The organism is Pseudomonas sp. PA-6-3C (genome assembly GCF_021605825.1).
Lineage (GTDB): Bacteria > Pseudomonadota > Gammaproteobacteria > Pseudomonadales > Pseudomonadaceae > Aquipseudomonas > Aquipseudomonas edaphica.
In genome coordinates, this window is sequence record NZ_WKDV01000003.1 from 202,417 (window position 1) to 226,152 (window position 23,736).

Annotated in this window: 35 protein-coding genes; 1 reads left to right on the forward strand and 34 read right to left on the reverse strand. The window is 55.0% G+C overall.

The genetic code is table 11. The features are described from left to right. The first annotated feature begins 178 nt into the window (after nt 1–178). Complete coding sequence (gene uvrA, locus GIW48_RS04060) at nt 179–3,013, forward strand: excinuclease ABC subunit UvrA (protein ID WP_026013597.1); 2,835 nt, start codon at nt 179–181, stop codon at nt 3,011–3,013. A 65-nt stretch (nt 3,014–3,078) separates the two neighbouring features. Here the strand turns inward: uvrA and bfr are convergent, their stop codons facing one another. The 34 genes from bfr to rpsL form a co-directional block, all read right to left on the reverse strand. Further along, nucleotides 3,079–3,543, reverse strand: coding sequence for a bacterioferritin (gene bfr / locus GIW48_RS04065; protein WP_015886133.1), 465 nt, complete (start codon nt 3,541–3,543; stop codon nt 3,079–3,081). 155 nt (nt 3,544–3,698) lie between these two features. After that, on the reverse strand, nt 3,699–5,138 hold the full coding sequence (locus GIW48_RS04070; protein ID WP_419789518.1) for a catalase: 1,440 nt from the start codon (nt 5,136–5,138) through the stop codon (nt 3,699–3,701). Nucleotides 5,139–5,385: 247 nt separating this feature from the next. Further along, on the reverse strand, nt 5,386–5,772 hold the full coding sequence (gene rplQ, locus GIW48_RS04075) for a 50S ribosomal protein L17 (RefSeq protein ID WP_017135967.1): 387 nt from the start codon (nt 5,770–5,772) through the stop codon (nt 5,386–5,388). 41 nt (nt 5,773–5,813) lie between these two features. After that, complete coding sequence (locus tag GIW48_RS04080; RefSeq protein ID WP_003176403.1) at nt 5,814–6,815, reverse strand: DNA-directed RNA polymerase subunit alpha; 1,002 nt, start codon at nt 6,813–6,815, stop codon at nt 5,814–5,816. 22 nt (nt 6,816–6,837) lie between these two features. Then, nucleotides 6,838–7,458: a 30S ribosomal protein S4 gene (gene rpsD, locus GIW48_RS04085; RefSeq protein ID WP_003210056.1), complete on the reverse strand. Its 621-nt coding sequence runs from the start codon at nt 7,456–7,458 to the stop codon at nt 6,838–6,840. Nucleotides 7,459–7,476: 18 nt separating this feature from the next. Continuing rightward, complete coding sequence (rpsK, locus tag GIW48_RS04090; protein WP_002555466.1) at nt 7,477–7,866, reverse strand: 30S ribosomal protein S11; 390 nt, start codon at nt 7,864–7,866, stop codon at nt 7,477–7,479. A gap of 30 nt (nt 7,867–7,896) precedes the next feature. Continuing rightward, a complete protein-coding gene (gene rpsM / locus GIW48_RS04095) occupies nt 7,897–8,253 on the reverse strand; it encodes a 30S ribosomal protein S13 (protein ID WP_003210063.1) in 357 nt (118 codons plus the stop codon). A 129-nt stretch (nt 8,254–8,382) separates the two neighbouring features. Then, nucleotides 8,383–8,499: a 50S ribosomal protein L36 gene (gene rpmJ, locus GIW48_RS04100; RefSeq protein WP_002555468.1), complete on the reverse strand. Its 117-nt coding sequence runs from the start codon at nt 8,497–8,499 to the stop codon at nt 8,383–8,385. 28 nt (nt 8,500–8,527) lie between these two features. Next, nucleotides 8,528–9,856, reverse strand: coding sequence for a preprotein translocase subunit SecY (gene secY / locus GIW48_RS04105; protein WP_017135965.1), 1,329 nt, complete (start codon nt 9,854–9,856; stop codon nt 8,528–8,530). Next, nucleotides 9,857–10,294: a 50S ribosomal protein L15 gene (gene rplO, locus GIW48_RS04110; protein WP_003176407.1), complete on the reverse strand. Its 438-nt coding sequence runs from the start codon at nt 10,292–10,294 to the stop codon at nt 9,857–9,859. 3 nt (nt 10,295–10,297) lie between these two features. Next, the gene (gene rpmD / locus GIW48_RS04115) at nt 10,298–10,474 is read right to left on the reverse strand and encodes a 50S ribosomal protein L30 (protein WP_003176408.1); all 177 of its coding nucleotides are present in this window, start codon (nt 10,472–10,474) and stop codon (nt 10,298–10,300) included. A gap of 2 nt (nt 10,475–10,476) precedes the next feature. Next, nucleotides 10,477–10,977, reverse strand: coding sequence for a 30S ribosomal protein S5 (gene rpsE, locus GIW48_RS04120; RefSeq protein ID WP_003176409.1), 501 nt, complete (start codon nt 10,975–10,977; stop codon nt 10,477–10,479). A 3-nt stretch (nt 10,978–10,980) separates the two neighbouring features. Further along, nucleotides 10,981–11,331 carry a 50S ribosomal protein L18 gene (gene rplR, locus GIW48_RS04125; protein ID WP_236460168.1) on the reverse strand — a complete coding sequence of 117 codons (351 nt, stop codon included), beginning with the start codon at nt 11,329–11,331 and terminating at the stop codon, nt 10,981–10,983. Between the two features lie 10 nt (nt 11,332–11,341). Next, complete coding sequence (gene rplF / locus GIW48_RS04130) at nt 11,342–11,875, reverse strand: 50S ribosomal protein L6 (protein ID WP_003176412.1); 534 nt, start codon at nt 11,873–11,875, stop codon at nt 11,342–11,344. 12 nt (nt 11,876–11,887) lie between these two features. Continuing rightward, nucleotides 11,888–12,280: a 30S ribosomal protein S8 gene (gene rpsH / locus GIW48_RS04135; RefSeq protein WP_010566853.1), complete on the reverse strand. Its 393-nt coding sequence runs from the start codon at nt 12,278–12,280 to the stop codon at nt 11,888–11,890. Between the two features lie 208 nt (nt 12,281–12,488). After that, entirely contained in the window at nt 12,489–12,794 is a 306-nt protein-coding gene (gene rpsN / locus GIW48_RS04140) for a 30S ribosomal protein S14 (RefSeq protein WP_003176414.1), read from the reverse strand. Between the two features lie 13 nt (nt 12,795–12,807). After that, on the reverse strand, nt 12,808–13,347 hold the full coding sequence (gene rplE / locus GIW48_RS04145) for a 50S ribosomal protein L5 (protein WP_003176415.1): 540 nt from the start codon (nt 13,345–13,347) through the stop codon (nt 12,808–12,810). Nucleotides 13,348–13,367: 20 nt separating this feature from the next. Then, complete coding sequence (gene rplX / locus GIW48_RS04150) at nt 13,368–13,682, reverse strand: 50S ribosomal protein L24 (protein ID WP_003176416.1); 315 nt, start codon at nt 13,680–13,682, stop codon at nt 13,368–13,370. An 11-nt stretch (nt 13,683–13,693) separates the two neighbouring features. Beyond that, entirely contained in the window at nt 13,694–14,062 is a 369-nt protein-coding gene (gene rplN, locus GIW48_RS04155; protein ID WP_002555479.1) for a 50S ribosomal protein L14, read from the reverse strand. A 23-nt stretch (nt 14,063–14,085) separates the two neighbouring features. Next, a complete protein-coding gene (gene rpsQ / locus GIW48_RS04160; protein ID WP_003176419.1) occupies nt 14,086–14,352 on the reverse strand; it encodes a 30S ribosomal protein S17 in 267 nt (88 codons plus the stop codon). 2 nt (nt 14,353–14,354) lie between these two features. After that, complete coding sequence (gene rpmC, locus GIW48_RS04165) at nt 14,355–14,546, reverse strand: 50S ribosomal protein L29 (protein WP_002555481.1); 192 nt, start codon at nt 14,544–14,546, stop codon at nt 14,355–14,357. Beyond that, on the reverse strand, nt 14,546–14,959 hold the full coding sequence (gene rplP / locus GIW48_RS04170) for a 50S ribosomal protein L16 (protein ID WP_003232424.1): 414 nt from the start codon (nt 14,957–14,959) through the stop codon (nt 14,546–14,548). The genes rpmC and rplP overlap by 1 nt, the downstream gene beginning before the upstream one ends. A gap of 12 nt (nt 14,960–14,971) precedes the next feature. Continuing rightward, entirely contained in the window at nt 14,972–15,658 is a 687-nt protein-coding gene (rpsC, locus tag GIW48_RS04175) for a 30S ribosomal protein S3 (RefSeq protein WP_003176422.1), read from the reverse strand. Nucleotides 15,659–15,671: 13 nt separating this feature from the next. Continuing rightward, nucleotides 15,672–16,004: a 50S ribosomal protein L22 gene (gene rplV / locus GIW48_RS04180; protein ID WP_003103908.1), complete on the reverse strand. Its 333-nt coding sequence runs from the start codon at nt 16,002–16,004 to the stop codon at nt 15,672–15,674. Nucleotides 16,005–16,015: 11 nt separating this feature from the next. After that, on the reverse strand, nt 16,016–16,291 hold the full coding sequence (gene rpsS, locus GIW48_RS04185; protein WP_002555486.1) for a 30S ribosomal protein S19: 276 nt from the start codon (nt 16,289–16,291) through the stop codon (nt 16,016–16,018). Nucleotides 16,292–16,307: 16 nt separating this feature from the next. Further along, complete coding sequence (gene rplB, locus GIW48_RS04190; RefSeq protein ID WP_003176423.1) at nt 16,308–17,132, reverse strand: 50S ribosomal protein L2; 825 nt, start codon at nt 17,130–17,132, stop codon at nt 16,308–16,310. 14 nt (nt 17,133–17,146) lie between these two features. Then, the gene (gene rplW, locus GIW48_RS04195) at nt 17,147–17,446 is read right to left on the reverse strand and encodes a 50S ribosomal protein L23 (RefSeq protein ID WP_002555488.1); all 300 of its coding nucleotides are present in this window, start codon (nt 17,444–17,446) and stop codon (nt 17,147–17,149) included. Next, nucleotides 17,443–18,045, reverse strand: coding sequence for a 50S ribosomal protein L4 (rplD, locus tag GIW48_RS04200; protein WP_017135963.1), 603 nt, complete (start codon nt 18,043–18,045; stop codon nt 17,443–17,445). Before rplD ends, rplW begins: the two co-directional genes overlap by 4 nt. A gap of 12 nt (nt 18,046–18,057) precedes the next feature. Next, the gene (gene rplC, locus GIW48_RS04205) at nt 18,058–18,693 is read right to left on the reverse strand and encodes a 50S ribosomal protein L3 (RefSeq protein WP_003194649.1); all 636 of its coding nucleotides are present in this window, start codon (nt 18,691–18,693) and stop codon (nt 18,058–18,060) included. An 81-nt stretch (nt 18,694–18,774) separates the two neighbouring features. Continuing rightward, nucleotides 18,775–19,086 carry a 30S ribosomal protein S10 gene (gene rpsJ / locus GIW48_RS04210; RefSeq protein ID WP_003186070.1) on the reverse strand — a complete coding sequence of 104 codons (312 nt, stop codon included), beginning with the start codon at nt 19,084–19,086 and terminating at the stop codon, nt 18,775–18,777. A 159-nt stretch (nt 19,087–19,245) separates the two neighbouring features. Further along, nucleotides 19,246–20,439 (reverse strand): elongation factor Tu, encoded by a 1,194-nt coding sequence (tuf, locus tag GIW48_RS04215; RefSeq protein WP_003176426.1) that lies wholly within the window; start codon nt 20,437–20,439, stop codon nt 19,246–19,248. Nucleotides 20,440–20,469: 30 nt separating this feature from the next. Then, nucleotides 20,470–22,575, reverse strand: a complete 2,106-nt coding sequence (gene fusA / locus GIW48_RS04220; protein ID WP_010206921.1) for an elongation factor G — start codon at nt 22,573–22,575, stop codon at nt 20,470–20,472. Between the two features lie 30 nt (nt 22,576–22,605). Beyond that, nucleotides 22,606–23,076, reverse strand: coding sequence for a 30S ribosomal protein S7 (rpsG, locus tag GIW48_RS04225; protein ID WP_002555493.1), 471 nt, complete (start codon nt 23,074–23,076; stop codon nt 22,606–22,608). A gap of 118 nt (nt 23,077–23,194) precedes the next feature. Beyond that, complete coding sequence (rpsL, locus tag GIW48_RS04230) at nt 23,195–23,566, reverse strand: 30S ribosomal protein S12 (RefSeq protein WP_002555494.1); 372 nt, start codon at nt 23,564–23,566, stop codon at nt 23,195–23,197. Between the last annotated feature and the right edge of the window lie 170 nt (nt 23,567–23,736).

A 23,736-nucleotide genomic window follows, 5' to 3' on the forward strand; every position in this document is an offset into this window, starting at 1 on the left:
GGAAAAACCTCGTGTGAACCGGCGGCGATTCTACCAGTCCCATCGATTGAGAGGGTATATGCGGCGCTTTGCCGCGCAGCTTTCATGTAAGGCTGCACCCGGCACTTTGGCAGTGTATATTCATCCAGTCTTTAGCCGTATACTCCTGCATTATTTACGCCCGCCGTGCGAGGCCATCTTGGACAAGATCCTGATTCGTGGGGCTAGAACCCACAACCTGAAGAACATCGACCTGACCCTGCCCCGGGACAAACTGATCGTCATCACCGGCTTGTCCGGCTCGGGCAAATCGTCACTGGCGTTTGACACGCTGTATGCCGAGGGCCAGCGCCGCTATGTGGAATCGCTGTCGGCCTATGCGCGACAGTTCCTGTCAATGATGGAAAAACCCGACGTCGACACCATTGAAGGCCTGTCGCCGGCGATTTCCATCGAACAGAAGTCGACCTCCCATAACCCGCGTTCCACCGTGGGCACCATCACTGAAATCTACGACTACCTGCGCCTGCTGTATGCGCGCGTAGGTATTCCACGTTGCCCGGACCACGACATTCCGCTGGAAGCCCAGACCGTCAGCCAGATGGTCGACCTGGTGCTGGCCCAGCCGGAAGGCGCCAAGCTGATGCTGCTGGCGCCGGTGATTCGCGAGCGCAAGGGTGAGCACCTGTCGGTGTTCGAAGAGCTGCGTGCCCAGGGCTTTGTGCGGGCGCGCATCAACGGCAAGCTGTATGAGCTGGACGAAGCGCCGAAGCTCGACAAGCAGAAGAAGCATTCGATTGATGTGGTCGTCGACCGCTTCAAGGTACGCGCCGACTTGCAGCAGCGTTTGGCGGAATCGTTCGAGACCGCGCTGAAGCTGGCCGATGGTATTGCCCTGGTCGCACCGATGGATGACGAACCGGGCGAAGAGATCATCTTCTCCGCACGTTTTGCCTGCCCGATCTGCGGCCATGCGATCAGCGAGCTGGAACCCAAGCTGTTTTCCTTCAACAACCCGGCCGGGGCCTGCCCGACGTGCGATGGCCTCGGGGTGAAGCAGTTCTTCGACATCAAGCGCCTGGTCAACGGTGACCTGACCTTGGCGGAAGGTGCCATACGCGGCTGGGACAGGCGCAACGTCTATTACTTCCAGATGCTGGGGTCGCTGGCGTCGCACTATAAATTCAGCCTGGAAGTGCCGTTCAACCAACTGCCAGCCGAGCAGCAGAAAGTCATCCTGCACGGTAGCGGCTCGCAGAATGTCGATTTCAAATACCTGAACGACCGCGGCGATATCGTCAAACGCTCGCACCCGTTCGAGGGCATCGTGCCCAACCTGGAGCGGCGCTACCGCGAGACCGAATCGGCGAGCGTACGCGAAGAGCTGGCGAAATTCCTCAGCACCCAACCGTGCCCCGACTGCCGCGGCACGCGCCTGCGTCGTGAGGCGCGGCACGTATGGGTAGGCGAGAAGACGTTGCCGGCAGTAACCAACCTGCCGATCGGCGATGCCTGTGAATACTTCGGTGTACTCAAGCTGACCGGCCGCCGTGGGGAAATTGCCGACAAGATTCTCAAGGAAATTCGCGAGCGCTTGCAGTTCCTGGTCAACGTCGGCCTGGACTACCTGTCGCTGGATCGCAGCGCGGATACCTTGTCCGGTGGTGAGGCCCAGCGGATTCGCCTGGCCAGCCAGATTGGTGCCGGCCTGGTGGGCGTTCTGTACATCCTCGACGAGCCGTCGATCGGCCTGCACCAACGTGACAATGATCGCCTGCTGGGTACGCTGAAACACCTGCGCGATATCGGCAACACGGTGATCGTGGTTGAGCACGACGAAGACGCGATTCGCCTGGCCGATTATGTGGTCGACATTGGTCCTGGTGCGGGTGTGCATGGCGGGCATATTGTCGCCGAGGGCACGCCTGCCGAAGTGATGGCTCACCCGGACTCGTTGACCGGCAAGTACCTGTCCGGTCGCGTGAAAATCGAAGTGCCAGCCAAGCGCACGCCGCGTAACAAAAAAATGGCGCTGCACCTCAAGGGCGCGCGCGGAAATAACCTGCGCAATGTCGACCTGGAGATTCCGCTGGGCTTGCTGACCTGCGTGACCGGTGTTTCCGGCTCGGGCAAATCGACGCTGATCAACAACACGCTGTTCCCACTGAGCGCCACCGCCCTGAACGGCGCGACTACCCTGGAAGCGGCTGCACACGACAGCATCAAGGGCCTGGAGCACTTGGACAAGGTGGTCGATATCGACCAAAGCCCGATTGGCCGCACACCCCGCTCGAACCCTGCGACCTATACCGGGTTGTTCACGCCGATACGCGAACTGTTTGCCGGCGTGCCAGAGTCGCGCTCACGGGGCTATGGGCCTGGCCGGTTCTCGTTCAACGTCAAGGGTGGCCGCTGCGAAGCTTGCCAGGGCGATGGCCTGATCAAAGTGGAAATGCACTTCCTGCCGGACATCTACGTGCCGTGCGATGTGTGCAAGAGCAAGCGCTACAACCGCGAAACCCTGGAGATCAAGTACAAGGGCAAGAGCATCCACGAAACCCTCGAGATGACCATCGAGGAAGCGCGGGTGTTCTTCGACGCAGTTCCAGCATTGGCGCGCAAGCTGCAGACGTTGATGGATGTGGGCCTGTCGTACATCAAGCTGGGGCAGTCAGCGACCACGCTGTCGGGTGGCGAGGCGCAACGGGTGAAGTTGTCTCGTGAGCTGTCCAAACGCGACACGGGCAAGACCCTGTATATCCTCGATGAGCCAACCACGGGCCTGCACTTCGCGGACATTCAGCAATTGCTCGACGTTTTGCACCGCTTGCGCGACCACGGCAACACGGTGGTAGTCATCGAACACAACCTGGATGTGATCAAAACGGCCGACTGGCTGGTGGACCTCGGACCGGAAGGCGGTTCAAAGGGTGGCCAGATCATTGCGGTGGGCACGCCGGAGCAGGTCTCCGAGATGCCACAGTCGCATACTGGTTACTACTTGAAGCCACTGCTGGCACGCGACAGAGCCTGATTTATCGGGCTCATGAAAAAGCCCCTGTCACTTTGCGGTGACAGGGGCTTTTTTGCAGCCGCAAATCAGAACTGCGATTGCAGGTAATTCTCCAGACCGACCAACTTTATCAGCCCCAACTGCTTTTCAAGCCAGTAGGTGTGATCTTCTTCGGTGTCATTCAACTGCACGCGCAGAATTTCGCGAGTGACATAGTCGTTGTGCTGCTCACAGAGCTCGATGCCCTTGCAGAGCGCGGCACGCACCTTGTACTCGAGACGAAGGTCGGCAGCGAGCATGTCAGGTACCGTGGTGCCCACGTCCAGGTCGTCGGGACGCATGCGCGGCGTACCTTCGAGCATCAGGATACGGCGCATCAGCGCGTCGGCGTGCTGTGCCTCTTCTTCCATTTCGTGGTTGATACGCTCGTAGAGCTCGGTAAAGCCCCAGTCTTCGTACATACGCGAATGGATGAAATATTGGTCACGAGCTGCCAGTTCGCCCGTCAGCAACGTGTTGAGGTAATCGATTACGTCGGGGTGACCTTGCATCGCCCTACATCTCCCTGCTTGAAAGTCTGTAGTTTGAACCATGCTGACTCGAAGGTCACGGGACAAACGGCAGAAAAGCGAAGATATTCAGAGAAAAGTGGCGGAAATAACGCAAAAACCGCCCGAATGAGGGCGGTTCTGCTTCTCGTTTAGAGTCAGCTAAGCGTTACGCCCAATGCAGTTGCAATGCCCTGGCCGTAAGCTGGGTCAGCCTTGAAAAAGTGCTGAAGCTGGCGCTGAACCACATCACTGCTGACGCCGGCCATCGCGCCGGCGATGTTGTTAATCAGCAGCGCTTTCTGAGCGTCGTCTTGCAGGCGGAACAACGCACCGGCATGGCTGTAGTAGTCCGTGTCTTCACGTTGATCATAACGGTCAGCAGCACCGTTCAGCGCCAGAGGCGGCTCAGCGTACTGTGGCGCCTGCTTTGGTGTATCCGCCACGCTGTTGGGCTCATAGTTAGGAGACGCACCACCGTAACCAAAGGACATGGAACCATCGCGCTGGTTGTTATTGACCGGACTCAATGGGGAGTTGATCGGCAACTGCTGATGGTTGGTGCCAACGCGATAGCGGTGGGCGTCCGCATAAGCGAAAACACGGCCTTGAAGCATACGGTCTGGCGACAGACCAACACCCGGAACCATATTGCTTGGGCCGAAGCATGCCTGCTCGACTTCAGCAAAGTAATTCACTGGATTACGGTTCAGCTCCAGCTCACCCACCTCGATCAACGGAAACTCCTGCTGCGACCAGGTCTTAGTCACGTCGAACGGGTTTTCATAGTGAGCAGCGGCCTGAGCCTCGGTCATGATCTGGATGTTGACGCTCCACTTCGGAAAGTCACCGCGCTCAATCGCATCAAACAGGTCACGCTGCGCGTAATCAGGATCGGTACCGGCGATACGTGTCGCCTCCTCGGGTGTCAGGTTTTTGATCCCTTGCTTGGTTTTATAGTGCCACTTGACCCAATGGCGCTCGCCTTTAGCGTTGATAAGGCTGTAGGTATGGCTCCCGAAGCCGTGCATGTGACGATAGCCGTCTGGAGTGCCACGATCCGAGAACAGAATGGTGATCTGGTGCAGCGCCTCTGGGGACAATGACCAGAAGTCCCAGACCATCTGTGCACTTTTGAGGTTGGTTTGCGGCAACCGTTTCTGGGTGTGGATAAAATCTGGAAACTTGAGCGGGTCGCGAATGAAGAACACCGGGGTGTTGTTGCCAACGATGTCCCAGTTACCTTCCTCGGTGTAAAACTTCAAGGCAAAGCCGCGCGGGTCACGCGCAGTATCTGCCGAGCCACGCTCACCACCCACCGTGGAAAAACGCAGAAACGTTGGAGTCTGCTTGCCTACGGACTCAAACAGCTTGGCGCGGGTGTATTGGGTAATATCCCGAGTCACTGTAAACGTACCGTGTGCACCAGAGCCTTTGGCGTGCACACGACGCTCAGGAATGTTCTCACGGTTGAAGTGCGCAAGCTTCTCGATGAGATGAAAATCATCGAGGAGCAGTGGCCCACGCGGGCCGGCAGTGCGGGAGTTCTGGTTATCTGCGACGGGAGCGCCGCTGGCGGTGGTCAGAATTGTACTCATGCTCAATCTTCCTCAGGTCAGGCTTAGAACTGCCGGCTAATCGGCTGGAGGGAGTATTGACCATCAAGATGACACCATCAAATGCATTAAATTATGGACTTTGATAGAAAATAACTAATAACCCGTCAGGGCGAATAGAGTTTGGATTAATAAGGGAACCGGCAGCGACTTGAGGAATATAGACGACTTTCCTATCGCCCACAAAAAACCGGGCACTAGGCCCGGTTCTTCGTTGCAGCGTGTCGTCTTACTCGGCGCTTACAGCTTCGCCGGCAGTAGCACGATCAACCAACTCGACATACGCCATAGGCGCGTTGTCGCCAGTGCGGAAGCCGCACTTGAGGATGCGCAGGTAGCCACCCTCACGGGTAGCGTAACGCTTGCCCAGGTCGTTGAAGAGCTTACCAACGATAGCTTTCGAACGAGTACGGTCGAAAACCAAACGGCGGTTAGCCAGGCTGTCTGTCTTGGCCAAAGTGATCAGCGGCTCAGCAACGCGACGCAGTTCTTTAGCTTTCGGCAGGGTAGTTTTGATCAGCTCGTGCTCGAACAGCGACACCGCCATGTTTTGAAACATGGCCTTGCGGTGCGAGCTGGTACGGCTCAGGTGACGACCACTTTTACGATGACGCATGGTTCATTCCTTACCAAACTCACGTTCGGTGATTACGACGATCAGGCAGTCGCCTTGTCGTCCTTCTTAAGACTTGCAGGCGGCCAGTTGTCGAGGCGCATGCCGAGGGACAGACCGCGGGAGGCCAGAACGTCCTTGATTTCAGTCAAGGATTTCTTGCCCAGGTTCGGAGTCTTCAACAGTTCTACTTCGGTACGCTGAATCAGGTCGCCGATGTAGTAAATGTTTTCCGCCTTAAGGCAGTTAGCCGAACGTACAGTCAGTTCCAGATCGTCAACCGGGCGAAGCAGGATCGGATCGATCTCGTCTTCCTGCTCGATTACCACTGGTTCGCTGTCACCTTTGAGGTCGACGAACGCAGCCAACTGCTGTTGCAGAATGGTTGCAGCGCGGCGGATAGCCTCTTCAGGATCCAGAGTACCGTTGGTTTCCAGATCAATAACCAGCTTGTCCAGGTTAGTACGCTGCTCGACACGGGCGTTTTCCACCACGTATGCGATACGGCGAACCGGGCTGAACGAAGAGTCAAGCTGCAAGCGACCAATGCTGCGGCTTTCGTCTTCATCGCTCTGACGCGAGTCGGCCGGTTCATAACCACGACCACGAGCTACAGTGAGCTTCATGTTCAGGGCGCCGTTAGACGCCAGGTTAGCGATTACGTGATCGGGATTAACGATCTCGACATCATGATCCAGCTGAATATCGGCAGCGGTAACCACCCCCGAACCCTTCTTCGACAAGGTCAGCGTAACTTCGTCACGGCCGTGCAGCTTGATAGCCAGACCTTTAAGGTTCAACAGGATTTCAATTACGTCTTCCTGTACACCTTCGATGGCGCTGTACTCGTGGAGCACACCGTCAATCTCGGCCTCGACTACTGCACAGCCGGGCATTGAGGACAACAGGATGCGGCGCAGCGCGTTGCCCAGGGTGTGGCCAAAACCACGCTCGAGAGGCTCGAGAGTGATCTTGGCGCGGGTTGGACTGACAACCTGCACATCAATGTGGCGGGGTGTCAGGAACTCATTTACCGAAATCTGCATGGATGCACCTATTTTCTAGCCCTTACTTGGAGTAGAGCTCGACAATCAGGCTTTCGTTGATGTCGGCGGACAGATCACTGCGAGCAGGAACGTTCTTGAAAACGCCCGACTTCTTCTCAGTGTCTACTTCTACCCATTCTACGCGGCCACGTTGGGCACACAGATCGAGAGCTTGGACAATGCGAAGTTGGTTTTTTGCTTTCTCGCGAATCGCGACCACGTCACCAGCACGAACCTGGTAGGACGGAACGTTAACGGTTTGGCCGTTTACGCTGACGGATTTGTGCGATACCAGCTGACGGGATTCGGCACGAGTCGAACCAAAGCCCATACGGTATACAACGTTGTCCAGACGGCATTCGAGCAGTTGCAGCAGGTTTTCACCGGTTGCACCTTTCTTGCCAGCAGCTTCTTTGTAGTAGCCGCTGAACTGACGCTCGAGAACGCCGTAAATACGACGGACCTTCTGCTTTTCACGCAGTTGGGTGCCGTAATCGGACTGGCGACCGCGGCGTTGGCCGTGGATACCAGGTGCTGCTTCAATGTTGCACTTCGATTCGATCGCGCGCACGCCGCTCTTCAAGAAGAGATCGGTGCCTTCGCGACGAGCGAGTTTGCATTTTGGACCAATGTAACGAGCCATTCTTTACAATCTCCTGGATTACACGCGGCGCTTCTTCGGCGGACGGCACCCGTTGTGCGGGATTGGCGTCACGTCGGTGATGCTGGCGATCTTATAGCCACAGCCGTTCAAAGCACGGACAGCAGACTCACGACCTGGACCTGGACCTTTGACGTTAACGTCGAGGTTTTTCAGGCCGTATTCCAGCGCAGCTTGACCAGCACGTTCAGCAGCTACTTGAGCAGCAAACGGGGTGGACTTGCGGGAACCGCGGAAACCCGAACCACCAGAGGTAGCCCAAGACAGCGCGTTACCTTGACGGTCGGTGATGGTCACGATGGTGTTGTTAAAAGATGCATGGATGTGGGCGATGCCATCAACCACTGTCTTTTTAACTTTTTTACGAGGACGAGCAGCAGGTTTTGCCATGATAATTTTCCTGTCGATTCGCGTGGGCGATTACTTGCGGATCGGCTTACGCGGACCTTTACGGGTACGCGCGTTAGTCTTGGTACGCTGACCGCGTACTGGAAGACCACGACGATGACGCAGACCACGGTAGCAACCGAGGTCCATCAAACGCTTGATTTTCATGTTGATTTCGCGACGCAGGTCACCTTCAGTGGTGAACTTCGCCACTTCGCCACGCAACAGCTCAATCTGCTCGTCGCTCAGATCTTTGATCTTTGCGGCTGGGTTTACCCCAGTGTCTGCGCAAATTTTCTGCGCAGTAGTGCGACCAACACCATAGATGTAGGTCAGCGAGATAACAGTGTGCTTGTTATCTGGAATGTTAACGCCTGCAATACGGGCCATTCAGTGGGACTCCAATTGACAGCTACCTACGCCCCGGAAGCCAAGAAATAGGGCGCGAGATAATATCGCTGTAATAACAAATAATCAACCCGGCAGCGCACTAGCTGCCGGGCTTCAAGCGGATCACACTCAGCCTTGGCGCTGTTTGTGACGCGGTTCCGCGCTGCAAATTACTCGAACAACACCTTCGCGGCGAATAATCTTGCAGTTACGGCACAGCTTTTTCACCGATGCACGAACTTTCATCACCAACTCCTCGAACCTTATGGGGTACTCAGCGCAACATGCCGCTGCCGTAGCCCTTCAGGTTGGCTTTCTTCATCAGGGATTCGTACTGGTGCGAAACGAGGTGCGATTGTACTTGGGACATGAAGTCCATCACAACCACGACCACGATCAGCAACGAGGTCCCGCCAAGGTAGAACGGAACGTTTGCTGCAACCACCAGGAACTGGGGAAGCAAGCACACGGCCGTCATATATAGAGCACCGAACAGGGTCAAACGAGTCAGAACGCCATCAATGTAGCGTGCCGACTGCTCACCTGGACGGATACCCGGAATAAAGGCACCGGACTTCTTCAGGTTTTCCGCTACGTCTTTCGGATTGAACATCAACGCCGTATAGAAGAAGCAGAAGAAAATAATCCCTGCACTAAACAGCAGAATATTCAACGGCTGACCAGGAGCGATCGACTGAGAGAGGTCCTGCAGCCAGCCCATATTTTCAGACTGACCAAACCAGGTACCCAACGAAGCCGGAAACAGCAAAATGCTGCTCGCGAAAATTGCCGGAATAACACCGGCCATATTCACTTTCAGCGGCAAGTGGCTGGTCTGCGCAGCAAAGACCTTACGGCCCTGCTGACGCTTGGCGTAGTGAACAGCAATACGACGCTGGCCACGCTCAATGAACACCACAAAACCGATAATCGCTACTGCCAGCACACCGATGGCAACCAGGGCGAAGATATTGATATCACCCTGACGTGCAGACTCGAAAGACTGCCCGATTGCTCTCGGAAGACCGGCGACGATACCTGCGAAAATCAACATCGAGATACCGTTGCCAACACCACGCTCAGTAATCTGCTCACCCAGCCACATCATGAACATCGCGCCAGCCACAAACGTGGATACCGCGACGAAATAGAAGCCAAAGTCACCAGTGAACGCAACGCCCTGCCCCGCCAGGCCAACGGACATGCCGATAGCTTGAACCAGGGCGAGAACGACAGTGCCGTAGCGGGTGTACTGGCTAATCTTGCGACGGCCAGCTTCACCTTCCTTCTTCAACTGCTCCAGCTGCGGGCTCACGGCGGTCATCAACTGCATGATGATCGATGCCGAAATGTACGGCATGATCCCCAATGCAAAGATGCTCATCCGTTCCAGCGCGCCGCCGGAAAACATGTTGAACAAGCTAAGAATGGTCCCCTCATTCTGTCGAAACAGGTCTGCGAGTCGGTCCGGGTTGATACCTGGAACCGGGATGTGTGCGCCTATTCGGTAGACGATAATCGCCAGGAACAGAAAACGCAGACGAGCCCAAAGTTCAGACATACCGCCTTTGCCGAGCGCTGAGAGAGCACCTTGCTTAGCCATTTATTCCTCGAACTTGCCGCCAGCTGCTTCGATAGCCGAACGCGCACCTTTGGTGGCGCCGATTCCCTTGCCGATAGTGACAGCGCGAGTCACTTCACCGGACAACATGATTTTCACACGTTGTACGTTGACGTTGATCACGTTGGCATCTTTCAGGGTCTGCACAGTAACGATGTCGCCTTCCACTTTAGCCAGCTCGGACAGACGCACTTCTGCGCGATCCATGGCTTTCAGGGATACGAAACCGAACTTAGGCAGGCGACGATGCAGCGGCTGTTGACCGCCTTCAAAGCCAGGAGCAATGGTGCCACCGGAGCGGGAGGTTTGACCTTTGTGGCCACGGCCACCAGTCTTACCCAAACCGCTACCGATACCACGGCCCGGACGATGCTTTTCGCGACGGGAACCCGGCGCTGGACTCAGATCATTGAGTTTCATCGATTAACCCTCTACACGCAGCATGTAGTAAGCCTTGTTGATCATCCCGCGATTCTCGGGAGTATCCTGGACTTCTACAGTGTGACCGATGCGACGCAGACCCAAACCTTTAACACACAGTTTGTGGTTAGGGATGCGGCCGGTCATGCTTTTGATCAGCGTTACTTTAACGGTAGCCATGATCAGAAGATCTCCTTGACAGTCAGACCACGCTTGGCAGCGATGGACTCAGGAGATTGCATAGCTTTCAAACCCTTGAAAGTGGCGTGAACCACGTTTACCGGGTTAGTCGAGCCGTAGCACTTGGCCAGAACGTTCTGAACGCCAGCAACCTCGAGGACAGCACGCATAGCGCCGCCAGCGATGATACCGGTACCTTCAGAAGCAGGCTGCATGTACACCTTCGAAGCGCCGTGAGCGGACTTCATTGCGTACTGCAGCGTGGTGCCGTTCAGATCAACTTGGATCATGTTGCGACGAGCAGCTTCCATTGCCTTCTGGATCGCGGCAGGCACTTCACGTGACTTGCCACGGCCGAAGCCAACACGCCCTTTACCATCACCTACCACGGTCAACGCGGTGAAAGTGAAGATACGGCCGCCTTTAACGGTTTTGGCTACGCGGTTAACTTGAACCAGCTTCTCAATGTAGCCTTCGTCGCGCTTTTGGTCGTTATTTGACATAACTTAGAACTCCAGCCCAGCTTCACGAGCAGCATCAGCCAGCGCTTTCACGCGACCGTGGTACTTGAAGCCAGAGCGGTCGAAAGCCACTTGCGAGACGCCCACGGCCTTAGCACGTGTAGCGACCAGCTGGCCAACCTTTGTGGCCGCGTCGATGTTGCCGGTGGCACCACCACGCAGTTCTTTATCCAAAGTCGAGGCGCTGGCCAGGACTTTGTTGCCGTCGGCCGAGATGACCTGGGCGTAGATGTGCTGCGACGAGCGGTACACGCAGAGACGCACGACTTCGAGTTCGTGCATTTTCAGGCGTGCTTTGCGAGCGCGACGCAGTCGAGTAACTTTTTTGTCGGTCATTTGCTATGCCCTACTTCTTCTTGGCTTCTTTACGACGGACGACTTCGTCCGCGTAGCGCACACCTTTGCCTTTGTACGGCTCTGGTGGACGGAAGTCGCGGATCTCAGCGGCCACCTGACCTACCAGCTGCTTATCAATACCCTTGATCAGGATATCGGTTTGGCTAGGGGTCTCAGCGGTGATGCCTTCCGGCAGTTCGTAATCCACTGGGTGCGAGAAGCCAAGGGCCAGGTTCAAAACCGTGCCTTTTGCTTGCGCTTTGTAACCAACACCGACCAGCTGGAGCTTACGCTCGAAGCCTTGGCTTACGCCTTGGACCATGTTGTTTACCAACGCACGCGTGGTACCGGCCATTGCGCGAGTTTGTTGATCGCCATTGCGAGCAGCGAAACGCAGCTCACCAGCTTCTTCAACGATCTCAACGGACGAATGGATGTTCAGTTCAAGAGTGCCCTTGGCACCCTTCACCGAAAGCTGTTGGCCTGCGAATTTTACTTCGACACCGGCTGGCAGCTTAACGGGGTTCTTAGCGACGCGAGACATGCTTATCCCCCCTTAGAACACAGTGCAAAGAACTTCGCCGCCGACACCGGCAGCGCGCGCAGCACGATCCGTCATCACACCTTTGTTGGTGGAGACGATAGACACGCCCAGACCGCCACGAACTTTCGGCAGATCTTCAGCGGACTTGTACTGACGCAGGCCTGGACGGCTAACGCGCTTCACTTCTTCAATGACCGAACGGCCTTCGAAGTACTTCAGCTCGATGGACAGCAGTGGCTTGGTTTCGCTGCTGATCTGATAACCCGCAATGTAGCCTTCGTCTTTCAGGACTTTGGCAACAGCTACCTTCAACTTGGAAGATGGCATGCTTACGACGGACTTTTCAGCCATCTGGGCATTACGGATACGAGTTAGCATGTCCGCTAACGGGTCCTGCATACTCATGGGCTAGACGCTCCTAATACAAAAAAATTAGCCTTGCGGCTACATATGTCGCCGAGAATCTCCGGCCATAAAAAACACGGGCTCAGGCGAGCCGCGTATTTTAGACATACTCCGGAAATGAAACAAGCCCCAAAAGGGGCTTGATCCAGATTCAAGGTCACCGGCGGTCAGTATCTTGCGATTCTGCCCACCTGGACGCTGAAAGTACTTACCAGCTGGCTTTAACCAGACCTGGTACGTCACCACGCATTGCCGCTTCACGCAGTTTGTTACGGCCGAGGCCGAACTTGCGGTAAACGCCGTGTGGACGACCGGTCAGGCGGCAGCGGTTACGCATGCGCGAAGCGCTTGCGTCACGTGGCTGCTTCTGCAGAGCAACTGTAGCTTCCCAGCGTGCTTCTGGACTTGCGTTCAGATCAACGATGATTGCTTTCAGTGCTGCACGCTTCTTGGCGTACTTGGCAACCGTGAGCTGACGCTTCAGCTCGCGGTTTTTCATGCTCATCTTGGCCATGGTCCTACTCCAATCAGTTGCGGAACGGGAATTTGAAAGCACGCAACAGGGCGCGACCTTCATCATCGTTCTTGGCAGTGGTGGTCAGGGTGATGTCCAGACCGCGGAGAGCATCGATCTTGTCGTAGTCGATTTCCGGGAAGATGATCTGCTCTTTCACGCCCATGCTGTAGTTACCACGACCATCGAAGGACTTGGCATTCAGGCCGCGGAAGTCGCGAACCCGAGGCAGGGAGATCGACAGCAGACGATCCAGGAATTCATACATACGCTCACGGCGCAGAGTCACTTTGACGCCGATCGGCCAACCTTCACGGACTTTAAAGCCAGCGATGGATTTCCGAGCGTAAGTCACAACGACTTTTTGACCGGTGATCTTTTCCAGGTCAGCAACAGCGTGCTCGATGACTTTTTTGTCACCGACCGCTTCGCCCAGACCCATGTTCAGGGTGATTTTGGTAACGCGTGGAACTTCCATCACGTTCGAAAGCTTAAGTTCTTCCTTAAGTTTCGGTGCGATTTCTTTCCAGTAAATCTCTTTTAGTCGTGCCATGGTCTTCTACCTAGCAGTGTTCAAGCATCAACCGCTTTTTGGGTCGACTTGAAGACACGAATTTTCTTGCCGTCTTCTACTTTGAAACCAACGCGGTCAGCCTTGTTGGTTTCGCCGTTGAAAATGGCGACGTTAGAAGCGTCCAGTGGAGCTTCTTTTTCGACGATACCGCCTTGTACGCCCGACATCGGGTTAGGCTTGGTATGACGCTTAACCAGGTTCAGACCGCCGATAACCAGACGGTTATTAGCGAGAACCTTAAGCACCTTACCGCGCTTACCTTTGTCTTTGCCGGCGATCACGATGATCTCGTCGTCACGACGAATCTTTTGCATGTCGGATCTCCTTACAGCACTTCTGGGGCGAGCGAGACGATCTTCATGAACTTCTCAGTACGAAGTTCACGGGTCACTGGCCCAAAGATACGGGTGCCGATCGGCTCTTGCTTGTTGTTCAGAAGAACAGCAGCGTTGCCATCAAAGCGGATAATGGAGCCATCAGCACGGCGTACGCCGTGACGAGTGCGGACTACAACAGCAGTCATCACTTGGCCTTTTTTCACTTTACCGCGAGGAATTGCTTCCTTCACGGTAACTTTGATGATGTCACCGATACCAGCGTAACGACGATGGGAGCCACCCAGCACCTTGATGCACATAACACGGCGAGCGCCGCTGTTATCGGCCACATCGAGCATGGATTGAGTCTGAATCATATAATTTCTCCGACCCCTAGTCCTTAGACTTCCACAGCGCGTTCGAGAACATCAACCAGTGCCCAAGACTTGGTCTTGGCCAGCGGACGAGTTTCACGAATAGTGACTTTGTCGCCGATGTGGCACTGGTTGGTTTCGTCGTGCGCGTGCAGCTTAGTCGAACGCTTAACATATTTACCGTAGATCGGGTGCTTAACGCGACGCTCGATCAGTACGGTGATGGTTTTGTCCATCTTGTCGCTGACAACACGGCCAGTCAGCGTACGGACAGTCTTTTCGGCTTCAGCCATGATCACTTACCTGCCTGCTGGTTGAGCACAGTCTTCACGCGAGCGATGTCACGCTTAACTTGCGAGAGCAGATGAGACTGCCCCAACTGGCCAGTTGCTTTCTGCATACGCAGATTGAACTGGTCGCGCAGCAGGCCGAGCAGTTGCTCGTTCAGCTGCTGTGCGGATTTTTCACGAAGTTCATTCGCTTTCATCACATCACCGTCCGTTTAACAAAGGCGGTGGCGAGCGGCAGCTTTGCAGCAGCCAGGGCAAAAGCCTCACGCGCCAGCTCTTCAGTTACACCCTCGATTTCATACAGGACTTTGCCTGGCTGAATCTGGGCTACCCAGTATTCCACGTTACCCTTACCTTTACCCATCCGAACCTCGAGAGGCTTTTTGGAGATCGGCTTGTCCGGGAATACACGGATCCAGATCTTGCCGCCACGTTTAACGTGACGGGTCAGTGCACGACGCGCTGACTCGATCTGACGAGCGGTGAGACGACCACGAGCTACAGACTTCAGCGCGAACTCGCCGAAGCTGACTTTGCTACCGCGCTGAGCCAGACCACGGTTGTGGCCTGTCATCTGCTTGCGGAACTTCGTACGCTTAGGTTGCAACATTTGGCGTACCCCTTACTTAGCAGCTTTTTTACGAGGCGCTGGTGCTTGTGGTTTCAGTTCTTCTTGGCGACCACCAATTACTTCGCCCTTGAAGATCCAAACCTTTACACCGATCACACCGTAAGTGGTGTGAGCTTCGTAGTTGGCATAGTCGATGTCGGCACGCAGGGTGTGCAGTGGCACACGACCTTCGCGATACCATTCAGTACGTGCGATTTCAGCACCGCCGAGACGACCGCTCACTTGGATTTTGATGCCTTTGGCACCAATGCGCATGGCGTTCTGTACAGCGCGCTTCATAGCGCGACGGAACATTACACGACGCTCCAGCTGCTGAGCTACGCTCTGCGCAACCAGCATACCGTCGAGCTCCGGCTTGCGGATCTCTTCGATATTGATGTGCACAGGCACACCCATTTGCTTGGTCAGGTCCTGACGCAGTTTCTCAACATCTTCACCTTTCTTCCCGATAACGATACCTGGACGAGCGGTGTGGATGGTGATACGTGCAGTTTGTGCCGGACGATGGATATCGATACGGCTTACGGACGCGCTTTTTAGTTTGTCTTGGAGATACTCACGCACCTTCAGATCAGCGAACAAATAGTCCGCATAAGTCCGACCGTCTGCGTACCAGACGGAGGTGTGCTCCTTGACGATTCCCAGGCGAATGCCAATGGGATGTACTTTCTGACCCATCTCTTCGACTCCGTTACTTGTCAGCAACCTTGACAGTGATATGGCAAGACCGCTTGACGATGCGATCAGCACGGCCTTTGGCACGTGGCATGATGCGCTTCAGCGAACGCCCTTCGTTGACGAAAACGGTGCTGACCTTCAGGTCATCAACGTCTGCGCCTTCGTTATGCTCGGCGTTGGCTACGGCCGACTCCAGCACTTTCTTCATGATCTCGGCGGCTTTCTTACTGCTGAAAGCCAACAGGTTGAGCGCTTCGCCCACCTTCTTCCCGCGGATCTGGTCGGCGACCAAGCGGGCTTTCTGGGCGGAGATTCGAGCGCCCGACAACTTAGCGGCTACTTCCATTTCCTAACCCCTTAACGCTTGGCTTTCTTGTCTGCCACGTGCCCACGATAAGTGCGGGTACCGGCAAACTCGCCCAGTTTGTGGCCGACCATGTCTTCGTTAACGAGAACTGGGACGTGTTGGCGACCGTTGTGTACTGCGATGGTCAGACCGACCATTTGTGGCAGGATCATCGAACGACGCGACCAGGTCTTAACTGGTTTGCGATCGTTCTTTTCCGCCGCCACTTCGATCTTCTTCAGTAGGTGAAGATCAATAAAAGGACCTTTTTTCAGAGAACGTGGCACTGTCGTATCCCTCTATTTACTTGCGACGACGGACGATCATTTTGTCGGTACGCTTATTACCACGAGTCTTCGCGCCCTTAGTCGGGAAGCCCCATGGCGATACCGGATGACGACCACCAGAGGTACGACCTTCACCACCACCGTGTGGGTGGTCAACCGGGTTCATGGCAACACCACGAACGGTTGGGCGAACGCCACGCCAGCGTTTGGCACCAGCTTTACCCAGCGAACGCAGGCTGTGCTCGGAGTTCGAGACTTCGCCCAAGGTCGCGCGGCATTCAGCCAGCACTTTACGCATCTCACCAGAACGCAGACGCAGGGTCACGTAGACACCTTCACGAGCGATCAGCTGAGCCGAAGCACCAGCGGAACGAGCGATTTGCGCGCCTTTACCTGGCTTCAATTCGATGCCGTGTACGGTGCTACCAACTGGAATGTTACGCAGTTGCAGAGCGTTGCCCGGCTTGATCGGTGCCAAAGCACCTGCGATCAGCTGGTCACCAGCACTCACGCCTTTAGGGGCGATGATGTAGCGACGCTCGCCATCTGCGTACAGCAGCAGAGCGATGTGAGCAGTACGGTTTGGATCGTATTCGATACGCTCGACAGTGGCAGAGATGCCATCTTTGTCGTTGCGACGGAAATCGACCAGACGATAATGCTGCTTATGGCCACCACCGATGTGACGAGTGGTAATACGACCATTGTTGTTACGACCACCAGTCTTCGATTTTTTCTCGAGCAGCGGTGCGTGAGGAGCGCCTTTATGCAGCTCCTGGTTGACCACCTTGACCACAAAACGGCGGCCAGGGGAAGTCGGTTTGCATTTAACGATTGCCATGATGCACCCCTTCCTTACTCAGCACTGCTGCTGAAATCGAGATCTTGGCCTGGCTGAAGGGAGATAACTGCCTTCTTCCAGTCATTACGCTTGCCCAGACCGCGAGCAGTGCGCTTGCTCTTACCCAGAACATTCAGGGTAGTAACACGCTCTACTTTCACGCTGAACAGGCTTTCGACGGCCTTCTTGATTTCCAGCTTGGTTGCGTCAGTTGCAACCTTGAAAACGAACTGGCCTTTCTTGTCAGCCAGAACCGTAGCCTTTTCGGAAACGTGCGGGCCAAGCAGAACTTTAAATACGCGTTCCTGGTTCATCCCAGCAGCTCCTCGAATTTCTTCACGGCCGACACGGTGATCAACACCTTGTCGTATGCGATCAGACTAACTGGATCGGAACCTTGCACGTCACGTACATCAACGTGTGGCAGGTTGCGAGCAGCCAGGTACAGGTTCTGATCAACAGCTTCCGACACGATCAAAACGTCGGTCAGGCTCATGTTGTTCAGTTTGCCCAGCAGATCTTTGGTTTTTGGACTTTCAACAGCGAAGTCTTGAACCACGACCAGACGATCAGTACGCACGAGTTCAGCAAGGATGGAGCGCAGTGCTGCGCGATACATCTTCTTGTTGAGCTTCTGAGTGTGATCCTGTGGACGAGCTGCGAAAGTGGTACCGCCGCCACGCCAGATTGGGCTACGGATAGTACCGGCACGAGCACGGCCAGTACCTTTCTGACGCCAAGGGCGCTTACCGCCACCACGTACGTCGGAACGGGTCTTTTGCTGCTTGCTACCTTGACGGCCGCCGGCCATGTAGGCCACGACTGCTTGGTGAACCAGCGTCTCGTTGAATTCGCCGCCAAATGTCAGTTCGGAAACTTCGATCGCTTGAGCGTCATTTACATTTAATTGCATGTCAGCTTCCCCTTAACCGCGAGCCTTGGCCGCTGGACGTACAACCAGGTTGCCGCCAGTAGCGCCAGGAACAGCACCCTTGACCAACAACAGATTGCGTTCAGCGTCGACGCGCACTACTTCGAGGGACTGCACGGTCACGCGCTCAGCGCCCATATGACCGGACATTTTTTTGCCCTTGAATACACGACCAGGAGTCTGGCACTGGCCAATAGAGCCCGGGACGCGGTGGGAAACGGAGTTACCGTGAGTGTTGTCTTGGCCACGGAAATTCCAACGCTTGATCGTACCCTGGAAGCCTTTACCCTTGGACTGACCGGTTACATCAACCAGTTGACCAGCGGCGAAGATTTCAGCGTTGATCAGATCGCCAGCCTGGTAGTCGCCGTCTTCGAGACGGAACTCCATAACAGTGCGACCAGCTGCAACGTTTGCTTTAGCGAAGTGACCTGCTTGAGCAGCAGTCACGCGCGAAGCACGACGCTCGCCGACAGTGACTTGCACTGCACGATAGCCATCGGTTTCTTCAGTTTTGAACTGGGTGACGCGATTCGGCTCGATCTCAATGACCGTGACCGGAATGGAGACACCTTCTTCGGTGAAAATACGGGTCATACCGCATTTACGACCGACTACACCAATAGTCATGTTGTAAACCTCATGAGTGTACGGGGCTTTCACCCGCTATGGCCGCCCATTTCAGAGCGTTACACGACTAAGACCCAAGTCTTAGCCGAGGCTGATCTGTACTTCCACACCGGCCGCCAGATCAAGCTTCATAAGTGCATCAACGGTTTTATCCGTTGGCTGGACGATGTCCAGTACGCGCTTATGAGTACGGATCTCGTACTGGTCACGCGCGTCTTTGTTGACGTGCGGGGAGACCAGAACGGTGAACCGCTCTTTACGGGTAGGCAGTGGAATTGGACCACGCACTTGAGCACCAGTACGTTTCGCGGTTTCCACGATTTCCTGGGTGGATTGGTCGATCAGGCGATGGTCAAAAGCCTTCAACCTGATACGGATTTGCTGATTTTGCATTGGATTTCAGACTCCGGCTGCTATTCCCAGCGAGCGCAATACGCCCGTTAAAAGGAGGCGCAATTCTATAGACGGCCCTGATAGGTGTCAACCCAATAAAAAAGGCCCCCGCTGAGCGGGGGCCTTTTCAAAACATCAGAGCTATCTCAGAAGAGATAATTACTCGATGATTTTAGCTACAACGCCAGCACCAACGGTACGGCCGCCTTCACGGATTGCGAAACGCAGACCGTCTTCCATAGCGATGGTTTTGATCAGGGTGACAACCATTTTGATGTTGTCGCCTGGCATTACCATTTCTACGCCTTCCGGCAGTTCGCAGTTACCGGTTACGTCGGTAGTACGGAAGTAGAACTGTGGACGGTAGCCTTTGAAGAACGGAGTGTGACGGCCGCCTTCTTCTTTGCTCAGCACGTACACTTCAGCTTCGAACTTGGTGTGCGGCTTAACCGAACCTGGCTTAACCAGAACCTGGCCACGCTCAACGTCGTCACGCTTGGTACCACGCAGCAGAACGCCGCAGTTCTCGCCAGCACGACCTTCGTCGAGCAGTTTACGGAACATTTCAACACCGGTGCAGGTGGTGACGGTAGTGTCACGCAGACCAACGATTTCCAGTGGATCTTGAACCTTGACGATACCGCGCTCGATACGACCAGTTACAACAGTACCGCGACCGGAGATCGAGAATACGTCTTCGATTGGCATCAGGAACGGCTTGTCGATAACACGAACTGGATCTGGGATGTAGCTGTCCAGAGTCTCAACCAGTTTACGAACGGACGTGGTGCCCATTTCGTTGTCGTCTTTGCCTTCCAGAGCCATACGAGCAGAACCGATGATGATCGGAGTGTCGTCGCCTGGGAAGTCGTAAGTGCTCAGCAGATCGCGCACTTCCATCTCAACCAGTTCCAGCAGCTCAGCGTCGTCTACCAGGTCGGCCTTGTTCAGGTAAACCACGATGTACGGAACGCCTACCTGACGGGACAGCAGGATGTGCTCACGGGTTTGTGGCATCGGACCATCAGCGGCCGAGCAAACCAGGATCGCGCCGTCCATCTGGGCAGCACCGGTGATCATGTTCTTCACATAGTCAGCGTGACCTGGGCAGTCAACGTGAGCGTAGTGACGGATCAGCGAGTTGTATTCAACGTGCGCGGTGTTGATGGTGATACCACGAGCTTTTTCTTCTGGCGCGCTGTCGATTTTATCGAAATCAACGATTGCGGAACCGAATACTTCGGAGCAAACGCGAGTCAGAGCAGCAGTCAGAGTGGTTTTACCGTGGTCAACGTGACCGATGGTGCCAACGTTGACGTGCGGTAGGGAACGATCAAATTTTTCTTTAGCCACGACAATTAACTCCTTGCCTAAAGGACTGAATCAGCCTTGTTTTTTGGATACAGTTTCAGCGATGTGCGCCGGAGCTGTGTTGTATTTTTTGAATTCCATAGAGTAGCTTGCGCGACCCTGGGACATGGAGCGAACGTCGGTCGCATAACCGAACATCTCACCCAACGGAACCTCGGCGCGAATCACTTTGCCGGAAACCGTGTCTTCCATACCCAAGATCATGCCGCGACGACGGTTAAGGTCGCCCATGACATCACCCATATAGTCTTCAGGTGTAACAACTTCTACCGCCATGATTGGCTCAAGCAACTCACCACCGCCCTTCTGGGCCAGTTGCTTGGTTGCCATGGAAGCAGCCACCTTAAACGCCATCTCGTTGGAGTCGACGTCGTGGTAAGAACCGTCAAAAACGGTTGCTTTCAGGCCGATCAGCGGATAGCCGGCAACAACACCGTTCTTCATCTGCTCTTCGATACCCTTCTGGATAGCAGGGATGTATTCCTTAGGAACAACACCACCCACTACTTCGTTCACGAATTGCAGACCTTCCTGACCTTCGTCAGCAGGAGCAAAACGGATCCAGCAGTGACCGAACTGACCACGACCGCCGGACTGACGAACGAACTTGCCTTCGATTTCACAGTTCTTCGTGATGCGCTCACGATAGGAAACCTGAGGCTTACCGATGTTGGCTTCGACGTTGAACTCACGGCGCATCCGATCAACCAGGATGTCCAGGTGCAGCTCGCCCATGCCGGAGATGATCGTTTGACCAGTCTCTTCATCAGTCTTGACGCGGAAAGATGGATCTTCCTGAGCAAGTTTGCCCAAAGCGATACCCATTTTTTCCTGGTCATCCTTGGTCTTAGGCTCTACGGCAACCGAAATAACCGGCTCCGGGAAGTCCATGCGAACCAGGATGATTGGCTTGGCAGCGTCGCACAAAGTCTCACCAGTGGTGACGTCCTTCATGCCGATCAGGGCCGCGATGTCACCAGCGCGTACTTCCTTGATCTCTTCACGGGCGTTTGCGTGCATTTGCACCATACGACCCACGCGCTCTTTCTTACCTTTAACCGAGTTGATCACGCCGTCGCCGGATGCCAACACGCCCGAGTAAACACGGACGAAGGTCAAAGTACCCACGAATGGGTCGGTAGCGATCTTGAACGCCAGGGCCGAGAACGGCTCGCTGTCGTCTGCATGACGCTCCATTTCTTCTTCCTCGTTATCAGGGTTGGTACCCTTGATAGCAGGAATATCGGTTGGAGCAGGCAGGTAGTCGATCACAGCATCGAGAACCAGGGGAACGCCCTTGTTCTTGAACGAGGAACCGCAAACAGCCAAGACGATCTCACCAGCGATAGTACGCTGACGCAGAGCGGCCTTGATTTCCACGTTGGTGAGTTCTTCACCCTCGAGGTACTTGTTCATCAGCTCTTCGCTGGCTTCGGCCGCAGCCTCAACCATGTTGTTGCGCCACTCGTCAGCCAGTTCCTGCAGTTCTGCAGGGATAGGCTTACGAACAGGAACCATACCTTTGTCGGAGTCATTCCAGTAAACAGCTTCCATGTTGATCAGATCGATCTGACCCTGGAAGTTGTCTTCGGAGCCGATTGCCAATTGAATTGGCACCGGAGTGTGACCCAGGCGCTGTTTGATCTGACCGATCACGCGCAGGAAGTTGGCACCAGCACGGTCCATCTTGTTTACGTAAACAAGACGTGGAACGCCGTACTTGTTGGCTTGACGCCATACGGTTTCCGACTGAGGCTCAACACCCGAGGTACCGCAGAACACAACGACAGCGCCGTCGAGTACGCGCAGGGAACGCTCAACTTCAATGGTGAAGTCTACGTGGCCTGGTGTATCGATTACGTTGAAGCGATGCTCGTCTTTGTACTGCTTCTCGGAACCCTTCCAGAAGGCGGTAATAGCAGCAGAAGTAATGGTAATACCACGCTCCTGCTCCTGAACCATCCAGTCTGTGGTCGCGGCGCCGTCATGCACCTCGCCCATTTTGTGACTTTTGCCGGTGTAAAACAGTACGCGCTCGGTGGTGGTGGTTTTACCAGCATCCACGTGAGCAACGATACCGATGTTACGGTAGCGGCTAATCGGAGTAGTACGAGCCATAAAGCCCTCGCAAAATTAGTGAAGCTAAGATTAGAAGCGGTAGTGCGAGAAAGCTTTGTTAGCTTCAGCCATACGGTGCACGTCTTCACGCTTCTTAACAGCAGCACCTTTACCTTCAGCGGCGTCCAACAGCTCGCCGGCCAAACGCAGAGCCATAGACTTCTCGCCGCGCTTACGGGCGAAGTCTACCAACCAGCGCATTGCCAGAGCGTTACGACGGGACGGACGAACTTCGACCGGAACCTGGTAAGTAGCACCGCCTACACGGCGCGACTTCACTTCGACCAGCGGAGCGATGGCGTCGAGAGCTTTCTCGAAGATTTCCAGGGGGTCGCTGTTCTTGCGTTCTTTAACCTTTTCCAGCGCGCCATAAACGATACGCTCGGCAACGGCTTTCTTGCCGCTTTCCATCACGTGGTTCATGAACTTGGCCAGAATTTGGCTTCCGTATTTTGGATCGTCAAGCACTTCGCGCTTGGCTGCTACGCGTCTTCTTGGCATGGATAAGCCCTCAAACGGTCTTCAGGTTCGCTCGGAATCGGTGCCCTTTCGGGACGCCTCCGACCTTACTCTTATCGACTCAGAAAATAAGATGATTCAGTTTTACAAAAAGCCGCTACTACTTAGGCTTCTTGGTACCGTACTTCGAACGACCCTGGTTACGACCTTTAACGCCGGAAGTATCCAAGGAGCCGCGTACGGTGTGGTAACGAACACCTGGCAAGTCTTTTACACGACCGCCGCGGATCAGTACCACGCTGTGCTCTTGCAGGTTGTGGCCTTCACCGCCGATGTACGAGGAAACCTCGAAACCGTTGGTCAGACGCACACGGCATACTTTACGCAGTGCCGAGTTAGGTTTTTTCGGCGTGGTGGTATACACACGAGTGCATACGCCACGACGTTGCGGGCAGTTCTGCAGCGCAGGTACGTCGGATTTCTCGACGATACGCTTACGCGGCTGACGTACCAGCTGGTTGATAGTTGCCATCTACTAGCTCCACTGTTGTCTTGCGACGCTATTGTCTTGCAAGAAAAGCAAAATGGCAGGAACGAATTCCCGCCAAATTTAGGGGTACAAGAGTCTAAAGAGGATCTTGCCCCCAGTCAAGGCAAGGCCCCGACCTCCCCTCTCATCGAACCGGGACAAAAATGCCTCGA

What these genes read in the sequence shown, in the direction of transcription:
- rplB (WP_003176423.1), bottom strand. Translation starts at nt 17,132, where the DNA reads ATGGCAATCGTTAAATGCAAACCGACTTCCCCTGGCCGCCGTTTTGTG.
- rpsH (WP_010566853.1), bottom strand. Translation starts at nt 12,280, where the DNA reads ATGAGTATGCAGGACCCGTTAGCGGACATGCTAACTCGTATCCGTAAT.
- rplV (WP_003103908.1), bottom strand. Translation starts at nt 16,004, where the DNA reads ATGGAAGTAGCCGCTAAGTTGTCGGGCGCTCGAATCTCCGCCCAGAAA.
- rpsM (WP_003210063.1), bottom strand. Translation starts at nt 8,253, where the DNA reads ATGGCCCGTATTGCAGGCGTTAACATTCCAGATAACAAGCACACTGTT.
- rplE (WP_003176415.1), bottom strand. Translation starts at nt 13,347, where the DNA reads ATGGCACGACTAAAAGAGATTTACTGGAAAGAAATCGCACCGAAACTT.
- rpsD (WP_003210056.1), bottom strand. Translation starts at nt 7,458, where the DNA reads ATGGCTCGTTACATTGGTCCAAAATGCAAACTCGCTCGTCGCGAAGGC.
- bfr (WP_015886133.1), bottom strand. Translation starts at nt 3,543, where the DNA reads ATGCAAGGTCACCCCGACGTAATCGATTACCTCAACACGTTGCTGACG.
- rplC (WP_003194649.1), bottom strand. Translation starts at nt 18,693, where the DNA reads ATGACTATTGGTGTAGTCGGTCGTAAATGCGGTATGACCCGTATTTTC.
- rplO (WP_003176407.1), bottom strand. Translation starts at nt 10,294, where the DNA reads ATGAAACTCAATGATCTGAGTCCAGCGCCGGGTTCCCGTCGCGAAAAG.
- rpsC (WP_003176422.1), bottom strand. Translation starts at nt 15,658, where the DNA reads ATGGGTCAGAAAGTACATCCCATTGGCATTCGCCTGGGAATCGTCAAG.
- rpmC (WP_002555481.1), bottom strand. Translation starts at nt 14,546, where the DNA reads ATGAAAGCGAATGAACTTCGTGAAAAATCCGCACAGCAGCTGAACGAG.
- secY (WP_017135965.1), bottom strand. Translation starts at nt 9,856, where the DNA reads ATGGCTAAGCAAGGTGCTCTCTCAGCGCTCGGCAAAGGCGGTATGTCT.
- rpsE (WP_003176409.1), bottom strand. Translation starts at nt 10,977, where the DNA reads ATGTCAAATAACGACCAAAAGCGCGACGAAGGCTACATTGAGAAGCTG.
- rpsN (WP_003176414.1), bottom strand. Translation starts at nt 12,794, where the DNA reads ATGGCCAAGATGAGCATGAAAAACCGCGAGCTGAAGCGTCAGCTCACG.
- fusA (WP_010206921.1), bottom strand. Translation starts at nt 22,575, where the DNA reads ATGGCTCGTACTACTCCGATTAGCCGCTACCGTAACATCGGTATCGTT.
- rplW (WP_002555488.1), bottom strand. Translation starts at nt 17,446, where the DNA reads ATGAACCAGGAACGCGTATTTAAAGTTCTGCTTGGCCCGCACGTTTCC.
- rpsJ (WP_003186070.1), bottom strand. Translation starts at nt 19,086, where the DNA reads ATGCAAAATCAGCAAATCCGTATCAGGTTGAAGGCTTTTGACCATCGC.
- GIW48_RS04080 (WP_003176403.1), bottom strand. Translation starts at nt 6,815, where the DNA reads ATGCAGATTTCGGTAAATGAGTTCCTGACACCCCGCCACATTGATGTG.
- rplN (WP_002555479.1), bottom strand. Translation starts at nt 14,062, where the DNA reads ATGATTCAGACTCAATCCATGCTCGATGTGGCCGATAACAGCGGCGCT.
- rplF (WP_003176412.1), bottom strand. Translation starts at nt 11,875, where the DNA reads ATGTCTCGCGTCGCTAAGAACCCCGTTAAGCTGCCAGCCGGTGTCGAA.
- rpsQ (WP_003176419.1), bottom strand. Translation starts at nt 14,352, where the DNA reads ATGGCTGAAGCCGAAAAGACTGTCCGTACGCTGACTGGCCGTGTTGTC.
- rplX (WP_003176416.1), bottom strand. Translation starts at nt 13,682, where the DNA reads ATGCAAAAGATTCGTCGTGACGACGAGATCATCGTGATCGCCGGCAAA.
- GIW48_RS04070 (WP_419789518.1), bottom strand. Translation starts at nt 5,138, where the DNA reads ATGAGTACAATTCTGACCACCGCCAGCGGCGCTCCCGTCGCAGATAAC.
- rplP (WP_003232424.1), bottom strand. Translation starts at nt 14,959, where the DNA reads ATGTTGCAACCTAAGCGTACGAAGTTCCGCAAGCAGATGACAGGCCAC.
- rpmJ (WP_002555468.1), bottom strand. Translation starts at nt 8,499, where the DNA reads ATGAAAGTTCGTGCATCGGTGAAAAAGCTGTGCCGTAACTGCAAGATT.
- rpsK (WP_002555466.1), bottom strand. Translation starts at nt 7,866, where the DNA reads ATGGCAAAACCTGCTGCTCGTCCTCGTAAAAAAGTTAAAAAGACAGTG.
- rpsG (WP_002555493.1), bottom strand. Translation starts at nt 23,076, where the DNA reads ATGCCAAGAAGACGCGTAGCAGCCAAGCGCGAAGTGCTTGACGATCCA.
- rpmD (WP_003176408.1), bottom strand. Translation starts at nt 10,474, where the DNA reads ATGGCTACCGTTAAAGTAACGCTGATCAAAAGCATGACCGGCCGCATC.
- rplD (WP_017135963.1), bottom strand. Translation starts at nt 18,045, where the DNA reads ATGCAATTAAATGTAAATGACGCTCAAGCGATCGAAGTTTCCGAACTG.
- rplQ (WP_017135967.1), bottom strand. Translation starts at nt 5,772, where the DNA reads ATGCGTCATCGTAAAAGTGGTCGTCACCTGAGCCGTACCAGCTCGCAC.
- rplR (WP_236460168.1), bottom strand. Translation starts at nt 11,331, where the DNA reads ATGACCGACAAAAAAGTTACTCGACTGCGTCGCGCTCGCAAAGCACGC.
- rpsL (WP_002555494.1), bottom strand. Translation starts at nt 23,566, where the DNA reads ATGGCAACTATCAACCAGCTGGTACGTCAGCCGCGTAAGCGTATCGTC.